This window comes from Pseudomonas sp. CH235 (genome assembly GCF_004368175.1).
GTDB classification, from domain to species: Bacteria; Pseudomonadota; Gammaproteobacteria; order Pseudomonadales; family Pseudomonadaceae; genus Aquipseudomonas; species Aquipseudomonas paraglycinae.
In genome coordinates, this window is record NZ_RRZJ01000005.1 from 35,463 (window position 1) to 57,531 (window position 22,069).

9 protein-coding genes are annotated in these 22,069 nt (G+C 63.2%); 4 read left to right on the forward strand and 5 right to left on the reverse strand.

Annotation, left to right across the window (positions count from 1 at the left end):
- Positions 1-3 precede the first annotated feature (3 nt).
- Positions 4-816 (reverse strand): alpha/beta fold hydrolase, encoded by an 813-nt coding sequence (locus tag EIY71_RS07310; protein WP_134021155.1) that lies wholly within the window; start codon positions 814-816, stop codon positions 4-6.
- Between the two features lie 120 nt (positions 817-936).
- Positions 937-13,938: a non-ribosomal peptide synthetase gene (locus EIY71_RS07315; protein WP_134021158.1), complete on the reverse strand. Its 13,002-nt coding sequence runs from the start codon at positions 13,936-13,938 to the stop codon at positions 937-939.
- 380 nt (positions 13,939-14,318) lie between these two features.
- Between EIY71_RS07315 and EIY71_RS07320 the strand changes: the two genes are divergently transcribed.
- Positions 14,319-14,873: an RNA polymerase factor sigma-70 gene (locus tag EIY71_RS07320; protein ID WP_007955779.1), complete on the forward strand. Its 555-nt coding sequence runs from the start codon at positions 14,319-14,321 to the stop codon at positions 14,871-14,873.
- Positions 14,874-14,946: 73 nt separating this feature from the next.
- Here the strand turns inward: EIY71_RS07320 and EIY71_RS07325 are convergent, their stop codons facing one another.
- From EIY71_RS07325 to EIY71_RS07335, 3 genes are all read right to left on the reverse strand, one after another.
- Positions 14,947-15,960: a GNAT family N-acetyltransferase gene (locus tag EIY71_RS07325; RefSeq protein ID WP_102686439.1), complete on the reverse strand. Its 1,014-nt coding sequence runs from the start codon at positions 15,958-15,960 to the stop codon at positions 14,947-14,949.
- Between the two features lie 87 nt (positions 15,961-16,047).
- Positions 16,048-16,845, reverse strand: a complete 798-nt coding sequence (locus tag EIY71_RS07330) for an ABC transporter substrate-binding protein (protein WP_134021161.1) — start codon at positions 16,843-16,845, stop codon at positions 16,048-16,050.
- 91 nt (positions 16,846-16,936) lie between these two features.
- Complete coding sequence (locus EIY71_RS07335; RefSeq protein WP_007955773.1) at positions 16,937-17,560, reverse strand: TetR/AcrR family transcriptional regulator; 624 nt, start codon at positions 17,558-17,560, stop codon at positions 16,937-16,939.
- Positions 17,561-17,753: 193 nt separating this feature from the next.
- Here EIY71_RS07335 and EIY71_RS07340 point away from each other — a divergent pair, with 193 nt between their 5' ends.
- From EIY71_RS07340 to atuC, 3 genes are read left to right on the forward strand one after another with little or no spacing between them, the layout of a single operon-like run.
- On the forward strand, positions 17,754-19,544 hold the full coding sequence (locus EIY71_RS07340) for an acyclic terpene utilization AtuA family protein (protein WP_134021164.1): 1,791 nt from the start codon (positions 17,754-17,756) through the stop codon (positions 19,542-19,544).
- A gap of 12 nt (positions 19,545-19,556) precedes the next feature.
- Entirely contained in the window at positions 19,557-20,426 is an 870-nt protein-coding gene (locus EIY71_RS07345) for an SDR family oxidoreductase (RefSeq protein ID WP_085744941.1), read from the forward strand.
- Positions 20,427-20,429: 3 nt separating this feature from the next.
- A complete protein-coding gene (gene atuC, locus EIY71_RS07350) occupies positions 20,430-22,046 on the forward strand; it encodes a geranyl-CoA carboxylase subunit beta (RefSeq protein WP_085744942.1) in 1,617 nt (538 codons plus the stop codon).
- Positions 22,047-22,069 lie beyond the last annotated feature (23 nt).

Genomic DNA, 22,069 nt, shown 5'->3' on the forward strand with positions numbered 1-22,069 from the left:
TCGTTACTTCCGCTCAGCCAGAAACTTCAGCAGCGTGTCGGTCACAAACTCCGGATTCTCCAGATTGGAGATATGCCCTGCCTCCGGCACCAGCACACACGGACAGCCAATCAGCTCAGCCATTTCCCGTGCTTCCGACGGCGGGCGTGGCTTGTCCTGATCGCCACAGACCACCAGCGTGGTGGCCGCATTCAGCTCGCCCAGACGCGGCAACAGATCGTCACGGCCAAAAGTGATGCGCCCCATCGGCACGATGCTCTCGCGCAGGCGTTCGGCGCAATAGCCGGCGAGTTTGGCGCGGAAATCCTGATACAGCGCCGACTCTCGATCGATGTCCGGGCGGAAAAAGATCGGCACCACGATATCCAGCAGTTGCTCGGAGATCCCGCCGCTTTCCTCGATCTGTTTGAACAGCGAGAAATAGTACTGGCGAGTCGGCTCCGGCTCGACGCCTACGTAAGTGTCCATCAGCACCAGACCGTTGAGCCGCTGCGGCGCCGACAACGCCAGACGCACGCCCCACATGCCGCCGACCGACAGCCCGACCAGTGTCACCCGATCGATGTCCAGATGATCGAGCAACGCCAGTGCCTGACGGGCGATGTCGTCCAGCGAAGCGGTGCCTTCAGGCAAGCGACCGGATTCGCCGTGCCCCCACAGATCCAGTGCAATCACCCGATAGTGCGGCGACAGCGCAGCGATCTGCGGCGCCCACATGGCCTGGTCCCACAGGTAACTGCCGGCCAGCAACACCGCCGGGCCTGTGCCTTGATCAATGTAGTGAAGCGCCTGTCCGTCAACTTCGAAGAAAGCCATCGATCACCCCCGCGACAAAAAAGAGAACCGGCAGACTGGGCTGCCGGTTCGGGATCGTCAACTATACAAACGTACATCCATGTTCCGGTTGATCGATGTTGAGTTCACAGACGCTGAAGACTACAACCCCTCCAGCTCCGCCATCAGGTCATTCAACCGATCAACCTTCTCCTCGGTAATGTCGCTGGCCGCCAGCCCTTCGATGTACCCGGCCAGTTCCTCCACCGTGCTGCATTCGAACATCGCCCGCAGCGGAACGTCCCGTTGCAGGGCTTTCTGCACCCGCGAGGCGATCTGCGTGGCGAGCAGCGAATGGCCGCCGAGTTCGAAGAAGTTGTCGCGTAGCCCGACCTTCTCGACCTTCAGCACCTCGGCCCAGATATCGGCCAGAGTCTGTTCCAGCACGCTGCGCGGCGCCAGGTAATCCTGGCTTTGCAACTGGCCGATCTCCAGCACCGGCAAAGCCTTGCGGTCGAGTTTGCCGTTGGCGTTGAGCGGCAACCGGTCGAGCCACAACCAGTGCAGCGGCACCATGTATTCCGGCAGTTCGGCGCGCAGGCGCTGCTTGATCCGCTCCAGCCGTTCGCTCTGATTCAGTGCGGAATCTGCGGCCACCAGGTAGCCCACCAGATGCTTGCCGTTGACGCCTTCCTGCACGCCGACCGCGCCATCGCGAACTTCCGGTTGCTCATGCAGACGCGCCTCGATTTCACCCAGCTCGATCCGGTAACCGCGAATTTTCACCTGATGGTCGACCCGGCCGACGTACTCCAGCACACCGTCACTGCGACGGCGCGCCAGGTCACCGGTGCGATACAGCCGCTCGCCCGGCGCACCGAATGGATTCGGCACAAACACCGGCGCGGTGCGCAGCGGATCGCTGACATAACCGCGACCGACACCGGTGCCGGCGACGCACAACTCACCCACCGCACCCAACGGCACCAGATCCAGCGCACCATCGAGCAGGTACAACAAATTGTTGTCAGTCGGCGTACCGATCGGCAAGTAACTGCCGCGAGTCGAGGCCAGGTCGACGCGGAAGAACGCCACGTCGTCCGAGCACTCCGCCGGGCCATAGGCGTTGACCAGACCGATCTCTGGGTAACGCAGAAGCCATTGGTGCGCCAGTTCCGGCGGCATCGCTTCACCGGTTGGCAGCATCCAGCGCAGACCGTCGAGGCTCAGGCGATCCGAAGCGAGCATGCCCTGGATCAGCGACGGCACGCTTTCCAGCACGGTGATGCCCTGCTGTTGCACATGCACCAGCAAGCCTTGCGGATCGTGGGCGATGGTGTTCGGCACGATGTCCACCCGCGCACCGAACAACGGCGCGGCGAGGAATTGCCAGACCGAAATGTCGAAGCTTTGCGAAGCGGTCTGGGCGATCACATCGGCGTCACTCAGGTTCAGATACGGCACCTTGCTCAACTGGTTGTTGAGCATGCCGCGCTGCTCGACCATCACGCCTTTCGGCAACCCGGTGGAGCCCGAGGTGTAGATCACGTAGGCCAGATTGTCCGGGCCACTGAAGATGCCCGGATTCGCCGACGACACCGCGCCGGCCTGAACCTCTTCCCACACCAGCAAGCGTGGACGGTTGGCGCAGCTGAATTCATCCAGCAAGGTCGTCGCCTGTTCACGGCAAGCCTTGGTGCACACAAGCACCGGCGTGCGGCTGAGTTCAATGATGCGTTGCAGACGCTGGCTCGGCAGGCCCGGATCCAGCGGCAGGTAACCGGCACCGGCCTTGAAGCTGCCGATGATCATGCCCAGCAGATCCAGATTCCGTTCAGCCAGCAGCGCCACCGGTTGATCCCTCTGCACCCCGGCTGCGACCAGTGCGTGGCCGAGACGGTTGGCGTTCTGGTTCAACTCGGCATAGCTCAGTTGCTGATCAAGGCAACTGGCGGCAATGCGTTGCGGATGTTGCGCGACCTGGGCTTCGAACAGCTCGACGTAGCTCTGTTCCAGCGGATAGTCGTGCTCACTCTGGTTGCAGCCGTGGAGCAAGAAGTCCTGTTCCTCGAGGCCCAACAGCGGCAGGTCGGCCATATCGCCATGGAAGCCGTCGACCAGTGCCAGCAACAGACGCTTGAACTCGCCGAGCATGCGCTCGATGGTCGATTCGTCGAAGTAACGCTGGTCGTAAGACAGGTGCAGACCGAGGTCGTCGCCCGGATAGCAAACCGCCGTCAGCGGGAAGTTGGTGTGGGTACGGCCCGAGTCCGAGGTCGCGTTGAGGCTCTGCGCGCGGTCCAGCACCGAGACTTCCACCGGGGCGTTTTCGAACACGAACAGGCTGTCGAACAGCGGCTGGCCTTTCGGCAATTCGCTCTGTTCCTGGATGTTCACCAGCGGCAGGTATTCGTACTCGCGCAGTTGCATGTTGCTGTCGAGCAGACCGCTCAGCCACTGACGCACGCTGGCGCGCTGATCGTCCGCCGGGATCTGCACCCGCAGCGCGATGCTGTTGATGAACAGGCCGACGGTGCGCTGCATCTCCGGCATCTCCACCGGGCGCCCGGCCACGGTCACGCCGAACAGCACGTCGCGATCACCGCTCATGCGGCGCAGCACCAGTGCCCACGCCGCCTGGGCGAAGGTGTTGATGGTCAGTTGATGGGCCTGGGCCAGTTCACGCAGACGGGCGCCGTCCTCGACATTCAGTCGCGTGTAGCGGTCGCCGACGATCATGCCGCCGCTTTCGCCGGCGTGTTCACGCAGAAACGGACGGTCGCTCGGGATCGGCGTGGTGCGCTCGAAGCCTTGCAGGTTCTGCTGCCACCACTGACGCGCTTCGGCCAGGCTCTGGCGTTGCAGCCAGCCGATGTAATCGCGGTAGCGCGGCGGCATTGCCAGTTGCGCTTCGCGACCTTCGCCGAGGGCGGTGTAGATCTCGAAGAAATCGTTCATCAGCAGCGAACGGCACCATGCATCGATCAGGATGTGGTGGTTGCTCATCATGAACCAGTAACGCGCCGCGCCGACCTTGATCAGGCGCAGGTGGAACGGTGCCTGATTGAGCAGATCGAACCCGGCTTCGCGCTCGGCCTTGAGCAGCGCTTGCAGTTTCGGCTCTTGCTCGGCGTCAGCGATGGCGCTCCAGTCCAGATACTCGATCGGCGTGCGCCCCGGTGTGTGGATCACTTGCAGCATGTCTTCGCCGACGTTCCAGCAGAACGACGCACGCAACGCTTCATGACGGGCGACTACTGCTTGCCACGCCTGGGCGAAACGTTCGGGGTCAAGTTCGCTGTTGATGCGGTAGCGATCCTGCATGTAGTACAGACCGGTGCCCGGTTCGAGCAAGGTGTGCAACAGCATGCCTTCTTGCATCGGCGTCAGCGGGTACACGTCTTCGATGTGCGCCGCCGGTACCGGCAGTGCGTCGAGTTGGGCCTGGGTCAATTTTGCCAGCGGGAAGTCCGACGGCGTCAGGCCACCGGCCTCGTCCTGCAGGCAATGTTCGATCAGGCTCTGCAACTCGCCGACGTAGGCATCGGCCAGCTCGTTGATGGTCTGCGCGTCGTAGCGTTCGGCGCTGAAGGTCCAGCGCAGCAGCAACTCACTGCCGTACACCTGACTGTCGACGCTCAACTCGTTCGGCAGCGGTGCGTGCGGATCGTGGGCAGCGCCGACCGACTCATCCAGCGGACGGAACAGCGCATCGCTGCCGAAGCTCTGGTCGAACTGGCCGAGGTAGTTGAAGGTGATCGGTGCGTTCGGCAACGCCGTCATGCTCTGACGGCTGGCATCATCGGCGAGATAACGCAGCACGCCATAGCCCAGACCTTTGTGCGGCACGGCGCGCAGTTGTTCCTTGATCGCCTTGATCGAAGCGCCCTGCCCGGCAGCCTCTTCGATGTTGTGTGGGGTCAGGCGCAGCGGATAGGCGCTGGTGAACCAGCCGACGGTGCGGGTCAGGTCGATCTCGTCGAACAGGGTCTCGCGGCCGTGGCCTTCCAGTTGAATCAGCGCCGAGGGCTGACCACTCCAGCGGCACAGCACGCGGGCCAGCGCAGTCAGCAGCAGATCGTTGACCTGCGTGCGATAGGCGCTCGGTGCCTGTTGCAGCAGTTGCCTGGTGCGTTCGGCATCCAGACGCACGCTGACGGTTTGCGCATGACGATTCTCGCGACCGCCCTCAGGACGTTCGCACGGCAAATCGGCAGTCGGACCGGCCAGTTGCGCTTGCCACCAGCTCAGTTCTTCACGCAGGGATTCGCTGCCGGCGTAAGCCTGCAAACGCGCCGCCCAGTCCTTGAAGGCGCTGGTTTTCGACGGCAGTTTCACCGACTGATCGGCGTCGAGCTGGCGATACACGGTTTGCAGATCGTCGAGCAGAACCCGCCACGACACACCGTCGACCACCAAGTGATGGATCGCAACGAACAGCCGTTGCTGACCTTCCGGCCCATCGACCAGCACGGCGCGCAGTAGCGGACCCTGGGCAAGGTCGAGACTGCGCTGGGCGTCGGCGAACAGTGCAGCGCACTTGTCCATCGACGGCACGCGAACCTGCCACAGCACGGCGGCATCGGTGACCGGTTGATGGGTCGCTTGCCATGCGCCGTTGACCCCGGTGAAGCGCAGACGCAGGGCATCGTGCTGCTCGATCACCGCCAACAGCGCTTGCTCCAGACGGTGCTGTTCCAGCGCAACCGTCGGTTCCAGCAGAAGCGCCTGGTTCCAGTGCTGACGCTCGGGAATCTCGGTGTGGAAGAACCAGTGCTGGATCGGTGTCAGACGCGATTCGCCCGTCACCAGACCTTGCTCGGCGGTCACGGTTTCACTGCGGCTGGCAACGGCGGCCAAGGTCTGCACAGTCTGATGCTGGAACAGATCACGCGGGCTGAAGTGAATGCCCTGCTGACGCGCGCGGCTGACCACTTGAATCGACAGGATCGAGTCGCCGCCCAGTTCGAAGAAGTTGTCGTTCAGACCCACCTGCTCGACGTTGAGCACCTCGCACCAGATCTGCGCCAGGGTCTGCTCCAGCTCGTTGCTCGGCGCCACGTAATCCTGACGATTGAGCTCCGGGTCCGGTGCCGGCAACGCGCGGCGATCGAGTTTGCCGTTGGCGGTCAGCGGCATGCTCGCCAGCAGGATCAGATGGGTCGGCACCATGTAGTCCGGCAGTTGCGTCTTGAGGTGCGCCTTCAGCGCATCGCGCAGTTCGGCCTGCTCGGCTTCGCTTCGCGAAGCGACCTCGGTCACGAGATAGCCGACCAGTTGCTTGCCGCTCGGCGCATCCAGCGCCAGCACCACCGCTTCGCGGATCGAATCGTGATCGAGCAGGCGGGTTTCGATCTCGCCCAGCTCGATGCGGAAACCACGGATCTTCACCTGATGGTCGATCCGCCCCAGATACTCCACCAAGCCATCGGCGCGCTGGCGCACCAGGTCGCCGGTGCGGTACATGCGCCCGCCATCGGCGGCAAACGGGTCGGCGACGAAACGTTCGGCAGTGATGCCCGCACGCTCGTGATACCCCATCGCCAGACCGGCACCGCCGACGAACAACTCACCCGTCGCACCTTGCGGCACCAGCGCCAGATCGGCGTCGAGAATGTAGGCCACGCGATCACCGATCACGCTGCCGATCGGCACACTGCCGGCGCCCTCTTCCAGCACTTCCGGCGCAAGACTGGCCAGCGGCATGACCACGGTTTCGGTCGGGCCGTAGGCGTTGAAGAACAGGCTCGGTTTGAACGCCGCGCGAATTCGCTGCAGGTGCTCGCCGGTCAGCGCCTCGCCACCGGTGATGATCATGCGTACCGGCAGAGTGTCGTTTTGCGTCGCAAGGAACTGCGCCAACTGGCTGCCGTAGCTCGGGGTGAAACCAAGGATATTGATCCGATGTTCACGGATCAGGCCACAGATTTCTTCCGCGTCCCACTGACCCTGCGCACGCAGCACCACCTGCGCGCCGCTGAGCAGCGGCACCAGCAGACGTTCGGTGGCGGCGTCGAAGTTGATCGAATAGAAATGCAGTTCGCAGTCGTCCGCACGCATGCCGAAGCGCTCGATCACCGCCTGGCAGTGCATGGCGATTTCACCGTGGGACACCACCACGCCTTTCGGCTTGCCGGTGGAACCCGAGGTGTAAATCAGGTACGCCTGATGCTGCGGCAGGCTGATAAATGGGAGCTCGGTAGCCGGGTAATCGGCCAGCGCCGCGCTGTCGTCTTCCAGGCACCAGCGCGCCACGTTCGACGGCAGCTCGCCGAGGGCCTTGAACATCGCGCGGTCGCTGAGCAGCAGGCCGACGCCGCTGTCTTCGATCATGTAATGCAGGCGGTCGAGCGGGTATTCCGGGTCCAGCGGCACATAGGCGCCGCCGGCCTTGAGGATCGCCAGCAGGCCGACGACCATTTCCAGCGAACGCTCCAGCGCCAGACCGACCCGCACTTGCGGGCCGACACCGCGTTCACGCAGGGCCCAGGCCAGACGGTTGGCGCGGGCGTCGAGTTCGGCGTAGCTCAGGGTCTGCCCGGCGAAGGTCAGGGCCGGCGCATCTTTGCGCGCCAGTGCCTGCTCGGCGAACAGGTGATGAATGCACTGGTCGAGACGACGCTCGCCCGGCTCGACGCCAAGGCTGTCGAGCAATTGCTGTTGCTCAGGTGCATCGAGCAGCGGCAGCTCGCTGAGGCGTTGCTGCGGGTTGGCGATCAACGCTTCCAGCAGGTTGCGCCAATGTCTGGCCATGCGCGCGATGGTCGGTTCATCGAACAAGTCGGTGCTGTAGGTCAGGCAGCAACCGAGGCGATGGTCGAGGTCGGTGACTTCCAGGTTGAGGTCGAACTTGGTCGCCCGCGCATCGTTGGCCAGGTACTCGACGGTCATGCCGGCGAGCATGCGGCTCTGCTGGAATTCCCAGCGCTGCACGTTGCACATCACCTGGAACAACGGGTTGTAGGCGGCACTGCGCGGTGGTTGCAGCGCTTCAACCAGATGATCGAACGGCAGATCCTGATGGGATTGACCTTCGATCACGGTGTGGCGCACTTGCTCCAACAACTCGCCGACCGACATCTGGCCGTCGAGCTGGCAACGCAGCACCTGGGTGTTGAGGAACGCACCGATCAGGCCTTCGCTTTCCGGGCGGATACGGTTGGCCACCGGCGCGCCGATCCGCAGATCGGTCTGGCCGCTGTAGCGGTAAAGCAAGGTCGCAAGGGCGGCGGTCATGGTCATGAACAGGGTCAGACCGTTCTGCGCATTGAACGCGCGAACCCGCGCGGCCAGATCGTCGCTGAGGTCGAAACGGAACAGTTCACCCTGGTGACTTTGCACCGGCGGACGCGGACGGTCGCCCGGCAGTTCCAACAGCGGGTGTTCGCGGCCCAGTTGCGCAGTCCAGTAGTCGAGCTGACGCTGACGCTCGCCGGACTCCAGCCAGTTGCGCTGCCACACGCTGTAGTCGAGATACTGCACCGGCAGCGGTTGCAGCGGCGATTCGCGGTCATCGACGAACGCTTCGTACAGTGCGCTGAGCTCACGGGCGAAGATGTCCATCGCCCAGCCTTCGGTGACGATGTGGTGCAGGGTCAGAACGAAGTAATGCTCCTGCTCGGCGGTCTTGACCAGGCAGGCGCGCAGCAGCGGGCCGGTTTCCAGATCAAACGGCAGGTGTGCTTCGTCGTCGGCCAGTTGCTGGACTTTCTGCTCGCGCACATCGGCGGCGAGTTTCGAGAAATCCTTCCAGTCCATGCGCACGCCGGTTTCGGCATGCACCTGCTGACGGGCCACGCCGTCGATGCTCGGGAACGTGGTGCGCAGGGTTTCGTGACGCAGGATCAGCGCTTGCAGCGCGGCCTCGAAACGCCCGACATCCAGCACGCCACGCAGGCGCGCCATGCCGCCGACGTTGTACGCCGGGCTGTCCGGTTCCATCTGCCAGAGGAACCACATGCGCTGCTGGGAATAGGACAGCGGCACCGGTTTGCTGCGATCAACCTTGTCGATCGGCGGCTGTTTGTTGGTGCGGCCGCTGGCCTGGATCTGGCGGATCTGCTCGGCGAAATCACCCAGTTCGCTGTGCTCGAACAAGGCACGCAGCGGCAGCTCGACGTCGCAGGCCTGGCGGGTGCGGGAGATGATTTGCGTGGCCAGCAGCGAGTGACCGCCGAGGGCGAAGAAGTCGTCGCGTAGGCCGATCTGTTTCAGGCCCAGCACTTCGCGCCAGATCGCAGCGATCTGCTGTTCCAGCTCGGTGACCGGCTCGACGTGTTCGCGCACCTGCCATTGCGGCTCGGGCAAGGCGCGGCGGTCGAGTTTGCCGCTCGGGCTCAGGGGCATGGCGTCCAGGCGCATCAGTTGCGCCGGGACCATGTATTCCGGCAGCTCGGCAGCCAGTGCGGTTTTCAGGCGAGCGATTTGCCCATCCTGATTTTCACTGGTGTCGGTGGCGGTGAAGTAGCCGATCAGTTGCGGGCCGGCGACGGTTTCACGCACCAGCACGGCGGCCTGCGCCACGCCGTCCTGAGCCAGCAGACGGGCTTCGATTTCTTCCGGTTCGACGCGGAAGCCACGCAGTTTGACCTGCTGATCGAGACGGCCGAGGTATTCGATCACGCCATCATTTGTCCAGCGTGCGCGGTCACCGGTGCGGTACAGACGCGCGCCCTGCTCGCCCAGCGGATCGACCACGAAACGTTCGGCGGTCAGCGCCGGACGGCCGAGGTAACCACGGGCCAGGCCGATGCCGCTGATGCACAGTTCACCCGGCACACCCGCCGGCACTGGATTGAGATCGCTGTCGAGTACCCGGCAGACCACGTTGCCCAGCGGGCGGCCAATCGGCGAACGCTCGCCATCCGCCACGGTGCAATGCCAGTGAGTGACGTTGATCGCGGTTTCGGTCGGGCCATAACGGTTGTGCAGTTGCACCGCCGGCAGTTGCGCCAGCACGCGGTTGCGCAGCTCTGCCGGCAGCGCTTCACCGCCGGAGAATACGCGGCGCAGGCTGGTGCATTCGGCACTCAACGGTTCGTCGATGAACAGCGAAAGCAGCGGCGGTACGAAGTGCAGCGTGGTCACACCGTACTGCTGAACCAGCTGCGCAATGCGATGCGGATCGCGGTGTTCACCGGGGCCGGCGATCAGCAGGCGCGCGCCAGTGATCAGCGGCCAGAAGCACTCCCACACCGACACGTCGAAACTGATCGTCGCCTTTTGCATCAGCACGTCGGTGTCGTTCAGGCGATAGGTGTTCTGCATCCATTGCAGGCGTTCAGCCAACGCCGCGTGAGTGTTGCCCACGCCTTTCGGCTGGCCGGTGGAGCCGGAGGTGTAAATCACGTAGGCGAGGTTGTCGCCGTGCAGCTGCAGGCCCGGTGCCTGGCTCGGCCAGTTCTCCAGGTGCAGGGTGTCCATGGCGATCACGCTGACGCCTTCGCTGGCCGGCAAGCGGTCGAGCAATGACGTCTGGGTCAGCAGCAGTTCGACGCCGCTGTCGCTGAGCATGTAGGCCAGACGATCGGCCGGGTAATCCGGGTCCAGCGGCACGTAGGCGCCACCGGCCTTGATGATCGCCAGCAGGCCGATCAGCAGTTGCGGCGAACGCTCGGCGGCGATGGCTACGCACACGTCCGGGCCGACGCCCTTGTCGCGCAGGTAATGGGCCAGACGGTTGGCCTGGGTGTGCAGTTCAGCGAAGTCGAGGCTGCCGCCGTCCCACACCAGTGCGGTGCGATCAGGGGTTTGCCGCGCTTGTTCGTTGAGCAGTTCCAGCAGCCATTGTTGCGCCGGGGTGCACGGGGCAATGCTCCATTCGCTTTGCTGAGTATTTTCGGCGGCGGTCAGCAATTGCAGATCGCCGATGGTTTGCTCCGGACGTTCGCAAACCGCTCGCAGCAGGTTGCTGAAATGCTCGGCAAGGCGCTCGATGGTCGCGGCGTCGAACAGTTCATCGGCGTAGTCGAACGACAGCGTCAGGCGACCGTTTCGGTCTTCTTCGCTGTGCAGTTGCAGATCGAACTTGGCCTCGCGGCTGTGCCACGGCAGTTCTTCGGCGAGCAGACCCGGCAGGCGTTTGAGCGCACTCAGGTCGCGCTGCTGGTGGTTGAACATGACCTGGAACATGCCCTGCTCGCGCGCCTGTGGGAAGGCTTCCAGCAGTTGTTCGAATGGCAGATCCTGATTCGCCTGGGCGCCGAGTGCAGCTTGTCGGGTTTGCGCCAGCAGTTCGGTGAACGGCAGACGCGAATCGACGTCGGCGCGCAGCACCTGAGTGTTGATGAAGAAGCCGATCAGGCCCTGGGTTTCCAGGCGCGGACGGTTGGCGTTGGGTACGCCGATGCGGATGTCGCGCTGGCCGCTGTAGCGATGCAACAGGCTCTGGAACGCCGAGAGCAGCAGCATGAACGGCGTGGATTGATAGGCTTGGGCCGTCTGGCGAATGGCATCGCTGAGGCTGATCCCCAGACGAACGCTATGGCGTGCGGCGCTGTGAATTTGTTTGGCAGAACGCGGATGGTCGGTCGCCAGTTCCAGGGTCGGATGCTCGTCACCCAACTGCGCCTTCCAGTACGCCAGTTGCCGTTCGCCCTCGCCTTGCGCCAGCCATTGGCGCTGCCAGCTGCCGTAGTCGGCGTATTGGGTGGGCAGCGGCGCGAGTTCGGCGCGCTGGCCTTGGGAAGCGCCGGCGTACAGGCGCGAGAACTCGTCGATCAACACGTTCAGCGACCAGCCGTCGGCGATGATGTGGTGCAGGGTCACCAGCAGTTGGTGATCTTCGTCGTCAAGGCGAACCAGCGTTACCCACAGCAGCGGACCTTTCTCCAGATCGAACTGGGTGCGGGCTTCGTCTTCGCGGATCCGTTGTGCGCGGGCTTCACGTTCGCTGGCCGGCAGGTCGCTGATGTCGATCAGTTGCAGATTGAATTCGCCCGCCGCTTCGACCTGTTGCAGGGCCACGCCATCGCGCTCGAAGAAGCGCGTACGCAGGGATTCGTGGCGTTCGATCAGATGCTGGAAACTGATGCGCAGAGCGTCCTCGTCCAGTTCGCCACGCAAGCGCAGGGCGCCGGGAATGTTGTAGGCGCTGCTCTGCGGATCGAGCTGCCAGGTGATCCACAGTCGGTTTTGCGCCAGCGATTGCGGCAGCGCTTCGTTGCGCGACAGTGCGGTGATTTCGCCTTGGGCGCTGCCGCCGTCCTGCTGCTGTTGCGCCACGGCGGCGGCGAATGCGGACAGGGTCGGGGCTTCGAACAGCAGGCGCAGGTTCAGCTCCAGGCTCAGCTCTTCGCGAACCTTGGCAATCACTTGGGCGGCGGCGATCGAGTTGCCGCCGAGCAGGAAGAAGTGATCGTCGGCGTTGACCTGTTTGACGTTGAGTTGCTCGGCCCAGATCTTGCCGATCAGGGCTTCCAGTTCGGAGGCGGACGCGGTCGACTCATGAGCGGTTTCAGCGGTGGCCGACGGGAACACCGCGTAGCTGTCGAGGCTGCCGTCGGCCAGACGATTGCGGCAGGCCGAACGCTGCAACTTGCCGCTGGAAGTTTTCGGCAACGCGCCCGGATTGAGCAGCACCACCACGCTCGGTGCTTCCTGATACGCCTCGGCCACGGCCTGACGGATGGCTTTGATCAGTGCTTCAGGCGGGAGGATTTTCTGCACGCTGCGGCTGATTTCCGCCGCAATGCCGATGCCTTCTTCGCCATTCTGATTGACCGCGAACGCGGCGACGCGACCCTTGCGCACCACCTCGACTTCGTTCTCTACCGTTTTCTCGAGATCCTGCGGGTAGAGGTTGTGGCCGCGCACGATCAGCATGTCTTTCAGGCGGCCGGTGATGAACAGTTCACCTTCGCGGATGAAACCCAGGTCTCCGGTGCGCAGCCAGGTCTGGCCGGCGTGCTGGACGAAAGTCTTGGCGCTGGCCTCGGCGTTGCGCCAGTAACCGGGGGCAATGCTCGGGCCGGCGGCCCAGACTTCACCGACGGCATTGTCGGCCAGCTCTTCAAGGGTGTTCGGTTCGACGATCAGCACCGCATGATCGGGCTGACTGATGCCGCAGCTCATGATCGGGCTGCCCTCGCCCGGCTCGGCGCGGTTTTGTGCCAAGGCTTGATCGTCGACGCGCAACGCCGGAATCCCTGTGCCCCGCGGTGTGCCGGCGACGAACAGGGTCGCTTCCGCCAGACCGTAGGACGCCATGAAGCTGTTTTCGCTGAAACCACACGCAGTGAACTTCTCGGCGAAACGCTCAAGGGTGTCGAGACGGATCGGTTCGGAGCCGGAATAGGCCACACGCCAGCGGCTCAGGTCGAGACGTTCCAGCGCCGATTCGCTGACCCGCTCGCTGCACAGACGATAAGCGAAGTCAGGCCCACCGCTGATGGTGCCGCCGTACTGGCTGATCGCTTCAAGCCAGCGCAACGGCCGGCCGAGGAAGTACGCCGGCGACATCAGGATGCACGGCACACCGCTGAAGATCGGTTGCAGCAGACCGCCGATCAGGCCCATGTCGTGATACAGCGGCAGCCAGCTGACGATCACGTCGTCCGGGTTCACGTCGATGCCGAAGCCGTGGCGGATCAGCAGTTCGTTGGCCACCAGGTTGCCGTGGCTGACCTGCACCCCCTTGGGCAGCGCGGTGGAACCGGAGGTGTATTGCAGGAAAGCGATGTGGTCTTGCGGCAAGGTCGGTTCGACCCAGCGCTCGGCCAGCGCAGCGTCGAGGGTGTCGACGCACAGCAGCGGCGGCGCGCCTTCGATTTGCTGCAGGGCGTCGCGCAGGTCGGCGCTGGTCAGCAGCAGACGCGGCTCGGCGTCGGCAATGATCGACAGCAGGCGCTCCTGATGATGACGCTTGGCCGATTCCGGCGGATAAGCCGGCACCGCGATCACGCCCGCGTACAGGCAACCGAAGAACGCCGCGACGTAATCCGGGCCGCTCGGGAACAGTAATACCGCGCGATCACCGAATCCGGCCTCGGCCTGCAACGCCGCGGCGATGGTGCGCGCACGCTGATCGAGTTCGCGATAACTGAGCACCACAGCCTGCGCCTCGGTTTCAGCGAGAAAGCGCAAGGCCAGCCGATCCGGCGTCAGAGCCGCGCGGCGCTGGAGGGCTTGGACCAGGGTGCTGGGGAGTTCGAACGCGTCGGTCATGAGGTTTCCTGCCTGAATTCGGCTTGCTGGTGGAATCGGGTTGGCTGCGGCATGCCCGTGCAAGGCATGCGGGACACGGTCTTTGCCGACCGTGCAAGGCATTGGAATGCGGTAGGTCCGGGGCTGCGTACCCGGATCCATTCACCAATGAGAACGGATGACGTCTTGAAATAATTAGTCGGCAGGCTGGATCGCCAACGGGGCTGGGCGCTTGGGCGAGTGCGGCGGCGTGTCGCAGTTCTCAGATCGCACTGTTATGGATCATTAGTTCTCTTTCTCAATTGACAATCATTATCATTCAACATAATTTGTCGCTCGATGTGTAGGACGGCCCCGTCCCCCAGGCGTCCCACTAACCTATTGGCAGCAAGGTGATTTCCATGACGGAACAAGTATCCACAAGCAGGTGCGATTCACCGCTACTTCAGGCATTCGTCGACAATCGACTGATTCTGGTCAAGATTGCAGCCCGCATTACCGGCTGCCGGTCACGCGCCGAAGATGTGGTCCAGGATGCGTTCTTCCGACTGCAGTCGGCGCCGCCGATCACGTCGTCGATCAAGGCCCAGCTGAGTTATCTGTTCCAGATCGTGCGTAATCTGGCGATCGATCACTACCGCAAACAGGCGCTGGAGCAGAAGTACGCCGGCCCCGAGGAGGAAGGGTTGAACGTGGTCATTCAGGGCGCTTCGCCGGAAACCTCGCACATCAACTTCTCGACCCTTGAACACATCGCCGACGCGTTGACCGAGCTGCCGGTCCGCACCCGCTATGCGTTCGAGATGTACCGTCTGCACGGCGTGCCGCAGAAGGACATTGCCAAGGAACTCGGCGTTTCGCCAACGCTGGTCAACTTCATGATTCGCGATGCGCTGGTGCACTGCCGCAAGGTATCCGGCAGCCGCGCCGATGCGGTGTCCGCGAACCGTCGCTGACCTGAAACAGAGCCAAAAAAAAGATCGCAGCCTTCGTTGAAGGGCTGCGATCTTTTTTGTTTTCAGCGCAATGTCACACCAGCGTGCACCGGTCGAAGAACCGCTCGCGCCCAAGGATCATCAGCGCCGCGCGCTTGTGCGGGAAATCGAATTCTTTCTCGCAGTGGAAGCACTGGTTGTGCATGTGGCCGATCATCTTCGCGTTGTCGGCACGCGGTTCGGCAACGACGCGCTGCGTGCGCGGATCATCCAGGAACAGATAATGCACCAGCGCCGACAGCCAGCTCGCCACCTTGTGCGGGCCGCGATGGTCTTCTTCCCCGACCAGCATGTGAATGCCGCGATCGTAATTGTCGGCATCGTAGAACGGCGCGATGCGATCTTCCTTGGCCCAGTAAGCTTCGAAATAGGCAAACGGCTGATCATCGAAACAACCGATCAGGGTCAGCGTGTGCGGATCGGCGTCGAGTTTGCTCAGGTACTCGCGGTGCTGTTCGAGGCTGCCCTCTTCCTGCCAGAAACTGGCGACTCGAGGGCTGTTCTGCCAGCGATTGAAACGCGCCAGATCCTGCTCGATCTCCACCGTTCGCAGGGAAATCCAGGCACCGAGACGCGCATCGAAACGCCGATAGACTTCCCCACGCGGTTTCACCGGGCGCAGCGGATGACGCTTGCCGTTGCTGATGACCATCTGCTGCGGATAGCTGCCGGTCAGCGATGTGCCGAGCCACGGTTGCGGCAGTTGCCAGAACAGCGTGCGCTCGCAGCGGTATTCACCCGCCACTTCAGTGCCCACCAGCAAACCGCTGAGCAAGGCTTCGGTCGGCGCCTGATCGAGTTGCCAGATCAATTGCTGACGCGCCGGATCCCGGGCAAACAGCCAATAACAGGCCGCCCACAGCGCCTGGCCCGGCGGCAGTGCATAGCGCTCATCGATCTGGATCGGCCCCTGGCCTTCACGATCAAGACGCAGGCGAATCAGCGGTTGCCCGTCCAGGCTCAGGCTCAGACGGCTTTCGGTGGCATCGGCTACCAGTTGGCTGCCCGAAGGCAGGGCCAGGGCAGTCAGGTCATTCAGATTGGACATGGGTCGGGCTCACGATAATCGTCGACAGTTCAACGATGGGACGTGAGCCGGGGCGGGAAATTTAGGCCGTTCGGCAAAAACCGCCGGTCACTGATGCGGTACCGGCACCACCGCAATCTTGTACGGATCGAAGATCTTCAGCATCTGCCCGTTGTCGCGCAGGCCCTGCAGCAGCTTGCCGAACGCTTCGCCGGTGATCGGCGCCTTCGGACTGAGAATCGCGTAGTGGTGGTAGATCTGGTCGATGCGCTGGGACACCAGCAACTCGTCGCGCACCTTTTCGTTGCGCAGCAGGTAATCGAACAGGTACGAGCGGGTCACCAACGCAATGTCCGCGCGCCCGCGCAAGACCATCAGCAGGTTGCTGTCGTGGGAATAGGTCAGCGTGGCGTTGTAGGTTTCGGCGAGGTACTTGGGATCGGCGTTGAAGTTGGCGAATTCGTAGTGATAGCCGCTGTACAGCGCCAGCCTTTTGCCCTTGAGATCCGCGAAGTAGTTCTGTTGGCGACCGGGCTTGTTCTGCGCGACGAAAATCTCTGCGTCCTCAAGCCCCATGTCGACGGTGATGTGGGGAATGTCTTTCCAGCCCCACTCAGGGTTTTCGAAGATCGCCATGTCAGTGCGGCTGTCCTTGAAATCGCCGAACCGGCGAGGAATCGAGGTGGGCACCAGTTCGAAGCGATAGTCGCTCTGAGCGCTGTTCAAAGCCGCGACCAACTCGGGCAGCAGGCCGGTGTCGGCGCCATTTTCCGGGCGAATGGTGTAGGGCGGAAAATGCGCTGCGCCCACCCGAACCACCTGCGCCGCCGGAGCAGGCAATACCCATAAAGCAGCCAGCGCTGCGAGCATCAGCCCGGCGGCCGTCCGAATTGGCGAAGACTTCAAAACACCCCACTCCCCGAAAAAGTACCGATCATTGCATTCAAGCTAGGCGGTTTCGCCCAGTTAGCCAGTTTCCCGACCTGATAGAAAGCGCCTAGCGCTCTTCGAGCACCAGAATCAGCGCCTCTTCGGCCAGTTGATCCAGGCTCAGGCTGCCGCCGGCACGGAACCAGGTGGTGGTCCAGGACAGCGCGCCCGTGAGAAAACGTCGGGTAATGAACACGTCGCCACGGATAAACCCCGCCTCCTTGGCCTCGCCCAGTACTTGCAGCCAGAGGTCTTCGTAGATGTCGCGCAGCGCCAGCACTTTGGCCTGGCCGTCTTCGGACAGCGAGCGCCATTCATACACCAGCACCGCCATCGCTTCGCCGCTGCCACCCATGATCGACTGCAATTCGCAGCGGATCAGCGCCAGCACCCGCTCGCGCACATCGGCGGCATCGGCCAGGGCTGCGCGCATCAGCGCAGTGTTGTAGCGGATGGTTTCTTCCATCACCGCCCGCAGGATTTCATCCTTGCTCTTGAAGTGATGAAAGATGCTGCCGGACTGAATCCCCACGGCGCCGGCCAGATCGCGCACCGTGGTGCGCTCGTAGCCTTTGTTGCGGAACAGGTGGGCCGCCACTTGCAGCAGTTTGCCGCGAGCGCTGTCCGGATCGGTCAACTGGCCGGCATCGACCAGTTCACGCATGACCCTCAGGGCTTTTTGCTCGTCCACCCGTTCTCTCCTACAGTCGTCAGTCAAATGCGCCGTACGCCTCAGAAACGGCGGGGTTGCGCGGGCAATTTAAGCCGCCGGCGGTGACCAAGCAAGCGCTTGGGCTGAAGATAATTTCAAGCGTTTACAAACCAAGCGCTTGCTTGGTAGTCTCGATGCACTTCTGTCACAGGTTGCTGAGTCGGAGATCAAAATGCCCACCACGGTTCGCATCGGATGCGCCAGCGCATTCTGGGGAGACACCTCGACCGCCGCCGCGCAGCTTGTGGCCGCAGGACAGCTGGATTATCTGGTCTTCGACTACCTCGCCGAAATCACCATGTCGATCATGGCCGGCGCACGCATGAAGGATCCGCAGGCCGGGTTCGCCGGCGATTTCATCGAAGTCCTCGCGCCTCTGTTGCCGCAACTGGCCGAACAGAACATTCGCGTCATCAGCAATGCCGGCGGGGTCAATCCCAAGGCCTGCGCCGCCGCGCTGCAAGCGGCCTGCGACAAGGCTGGCGTGGCGCTGAAGATCGCCGTGCTGTCGGGCGATGACCTGCAACCCCAGTTCAAACAACTGGCCACCCAAGGCATCACGGAAATGTTCAGCGGCGCCCCGCTGCCGCCGATGTGCGTGTCGACCAACGCCTACCTCGGCGCGCCGGGCATCGTCGAAGCCCTGCGCCTTGGCGCCGACATCGTGATCACCGGCCGGGTGGTCGACAGCGCAGTGGTCAGTGCCGCGCTGGTGCACGAATTCAGCTGGTCGTGGCACGACTACGACAAACTCGCGCAAGGCGCCTTGGCCGGGCACATCATCGAATGCGGCGCGCAGTGCACCGGCGGCAACTTCACCGACTGGCGCGACGTGCCGGACTACGAACACATCGGTTTCCCGATCGTCGAAGTCAGCGCCGACGGCCAGTTCATCGTCAGCAAACCCGAAGGCTCCGGCGGACTGGTTACGCCACTGACCGTCGGCGAGCAGATGCTCTACGAAATCGGTGATCCGCAGGCCTATCTGTTGCCCGATGTGGTCTGCGATTTCAGCCAGGTCAAACTCCAGCAACAAGGCAAAAACGCGGTCCGGGTCCACGGCGCCAAAGGCTTGCCGCCCAGCGACCAATACAAGGTCAGCGCAACGTATCCGGACGGTTTCCGTTGCACCGCCAGTTGCCTGATCGCCGGCATCGATGCCGTGGAGAAAGCCCGGCGCGTCAGCCAGGCGATTCTCGAAAAAACCTCGGAGATGCTCGACCAGAAAGGTCTCGGGCTCTACACCGAAACCCACGTCGAACTGCTCGGCAGCGAAGCCACCTACGGCCCTCACGGCCAGCGCCGGGACAGCCGCGAAGTGGTGATCAAACTCGCCGTACGCCACCCGAACAAACAAGCGTTGATCCTGTTCTCCCGGGAGATCGCCCAGGCCGCCACCGGCATGGCGCCAGGGCTGACCGGGATCGTTGGCGGACGGCCGACGGTATATCCGTTGATCCGGCTGTTCTCGTTCCTGATCGACAAAAGCGCCTGCACATTGCAGATCGACATCGCCGGCGAATCTCACCCGTTCACCCTGCCCGCCCCTGCAACACTCGACAGTCAGGATCTGCCCCTGCCCCACGAAACGCCCAAACCCCAGGGCCGCGCCGACGCGAGCGTGCCATTGGTGAAACTGGCCGTGGCGCGCTCCGGCGACAAGGGCAATCACAGCAACATCGGCGTCCTGCCGCGCCGTCCCGAATACCTGCCGTGGATCGCCGAAGCGCTGACCCCGGCCGTGATTGTCGACTGGATGAGCCATGTCCTCGACCCGATTCACGGCCGGGTCGAGCGCTGGTATCTGCCGGGCACCCACAGCCTCAACTTCCTGCTGGAAAACGCCCTTGGTGGCGGCGGCGTGGCGAGCCTGCGCATCGACCCGCAAGGCAAGGCCTTCGCCCAGCAATTGCTGGAAATCCAGATCCCGGTGCCGCAGAGCATCGCCGAACAGTTCGACTAGAGGATTGGCACCATGGCGTTCGAATCGATTTTCCGGGCTGATCTGTTCAGCGGCCAGACCGTCATCGTCACCGGGGGCGGCAGTGGCATCGGGCGTTGCACCGCCCATGAACTGGCGGCGCTCGGGGCCAACGTGGTGCTGGTCGGGCGCAAGCCGGAAAAGCTGCAAAGCGTCGCCGCCGAAATTGCCGAGGACGGCGGTCGGGCGAGCTGGAGGGCCTGCGATATCCGTGACGAAGAGGCGGTGAAGGCGCTGGTCAGCGAACTGATCCGCGAACACGGGCCGATCCACGGGCTGGTCAACAATGCCGGCGGCCAGTACCCGTCGCCCCTGGCCTCGATCAATCAGAAAGGTTTCGAAACCGTACTGCGGACCAATCTGGTCGGCGGCTTCCTGATGGCCCGGGAAGTGTTCAATCAATCGATGAGCAAACACGGCGGCAACATCGTCAACATGCTCGCCGACATGTGGGGCGGCATGCCCGGCATGGGCCACTCCGGCGCTGCGCGTTCGGGCATGGACAACTTCACCAAAACGGCGGCGTTCGAATGGGGTTATGCCGGCGTTCGGGTGAATGCGGTGGCGCCGGGCTGGATCGCGTCCAGCGGCATGGACACTTACGAAGGCGCGTTCAAGGCCGTGATCCCGACCTTGCGCGAACACGTGCCGCTCAAGCGCATCGGCACCGAATCGGAGGTCAGCGCAGCGATCGTGTTTCTGCTCAGCCCGGCTGCCGCGTTCATCAGCGGCAGCACCTTGCGCATAGACGGCGCGGCCAGCCTGGGCAGTCGCGCCTGGCCGCTGCACAAGGCGACCCACAGCGAATCCTTCAACGGTTTTCACCGGGCCTATATGCCGGACGTTTTGAAGGACAAGGAGTAAGCCATGCCGCAGATCCAGTCCCAACTCGACCCGCACAGCGAAGCCTTCGCCCGCAACCGCGCAGCCATGCTCGCCGCCATCGAGCAAGTCCAGCAGCTCGAACAGAACCTGCTGAACAAGGCGGCCGAGGCTAAGCCGAAATTCGACAAACGTGGACAACTGTTGCCCCGTGAACGTCTGAATCTGTTGCTCGACCCCGGCGCGCCGTTCCTCGAACTGGCGAGCCTGGCCGGCTACAAACTCCACGACGACAAGGACGGCAGCTCGGCCGGTGGCGGCTTGATCGCCGGCATCGGTTACGTGTCCGGCGTGCGCGCCTTGATCGTGGCGAACAACAGCGCGATCAAGGGCGGGACGATTTCCCCGTCGGGTCTGAAAAAATCCCTGCGCCTGCAACAGATCGCCCAGGAAAACAAACTGCCGGTCATCACCCTCGCCGAAAGCGGCGGCGCCAACCTCAATTACGCGGCGGAGATTTTCGTCGAAGGCGCACGCAGCTTTGCCAATCAGGCGCGGATGTCGGCCATGGGGCTGCCGCAGATCACCGTGGTGCACGGTTCGGCCACCGCCGGTGGCGCGTATCAGCCGGGGCTGTCGGATTACGTGGTGGTGGTGCGCGGCAAGGCCAAGCTGTTTCTTGCCGGCCCGCCGTTGCTTAAAGCAGCGACCGGTGAAGTCGCCACCGACGAAGAACTGGGCGGCGCCGAGATGCACGCGCAAGTCGCCGGCACCGCAGAATACCTGGCCGAAAACGATGCCGACGGCGTGCGTCAGGTGCGGGAAATCGTCAGCCTGCTGAACTGGAACGAGCAAATACCGTGGCTGCCCGAGCCGCAATTCAAAGAGCCGCTGTACCCCATCGACGAACTGCTCGGCCTGATCCCGGACGACCCGAAAAAGCCCTACGACGTGCGCGAAATCATCGCTCGGATCGCCGACGAATCGCGCTTCCTGGAGTTCAAGGGCGAGTTCGATCAGCAGACCGTTTGCGGGCACCTGAAAATCCAGGGGCGCGCCTGCGGTTTCATCGGCAACAACGGCCCGATCACGCCCAACGGCGCGAGCAAAGCGGCGCAATTCATTCAACTCTGCGATCAGAGCCAGACACCGCTGCTGTTTTTCCACAACACCACCGGGTTCATGGTCGGCACCGAATCGGAACAGCACGGCGTGATCAAGCACGGCTCGAAACTGATCCAGGCCGTGGCCAATACGCGGGTGCCGAAACTGACGATTGTGGTCGGCGGCTCCTATGGCGCGGGCAACTATGCGATGTGCGGGCGCGGGCTCGATCCGCGCTTCATCTTCGCCTGGCCCAACAGCCGCACCGCCGTGATGGGTGGCGCCCAGGCAGGCAAGGTGTTGCGCATCGTCACCGAAGCCAAACAGCTCAAGGACGGCCTGGTGCCCGACCCGAAAATGCTCGACACGCTGGAGCAGGTCACCGCGCAGAAACTCGACAGCCAGTCCACCGCGCTCTACGGCAGCGCCAACCTGTGGGACGACGGGCTGATCGATCCGCGCGACACCCGCACCCTGCTCGGTTACCTGCTGGACATCTGCCACGAAGCCGACATCCGCACGTTGCAACCCAACAGCTTCGGCGTCAGCCGGTTCTGATCGCCACGGATTAAAGGAGAACA

What these genes read in the sequence shown, in the direction of transcription:
- EIY71_RS07310 (WP_134021155.1), bottom strand. Translation starts at nt 816, where the DNA reads ATGGCTTTCTTCGAAGTTGACGGACAGGCGCTTCACTACATTGATCAA.
- EIY71_RS07315 (WP_134021158.1), bottom strand. Translation starts at nt 13,938, where the DNA reads ATGACCGACGCGTTCGAACTCCCCAGCACCCTGGTCCAAGCCCTCCAG.
- EIY71_RS07320 (WP_007955779.1), top strand. Translation starts at nt 14,319, where the DNA reads ATGACGGAACAAGTATCCACAAGCAGGTGCGATTCACCGCTACTTCAG.
- EIY71_RS07325 (WP_102686439.1), bottom strand. Translation starts at nt 15,960, where the DNA reads ATGTCCAATCTGAATGACCTGACTGCCCTGGCCCTGCCTTCGGGCAGC.
- EIY71_RS07340 (WP_134021164.1), top strand. Translation starts at nt 17,754, where the DNA reads ATGCCCACCACGGTTCGCATCGGATGCGCCAGCGCATTCTGGGGAGAC.
- EIY71_RS07345 (WP_085744941.1), top strand. Translation starts at nt 19,557, where the DNA reads ATGGCGTTCGAATCGATTTTCCGGGCTGATCTGTTCAGCGGCCAGACC.
- atuC (WP_085744942.1), top strand. Translation starts at nt 20,430, where the DNA reads ATGCCGCAGATCCAGTCCCAACTCGACCCGCACAGCGAAGCCTTCGCC.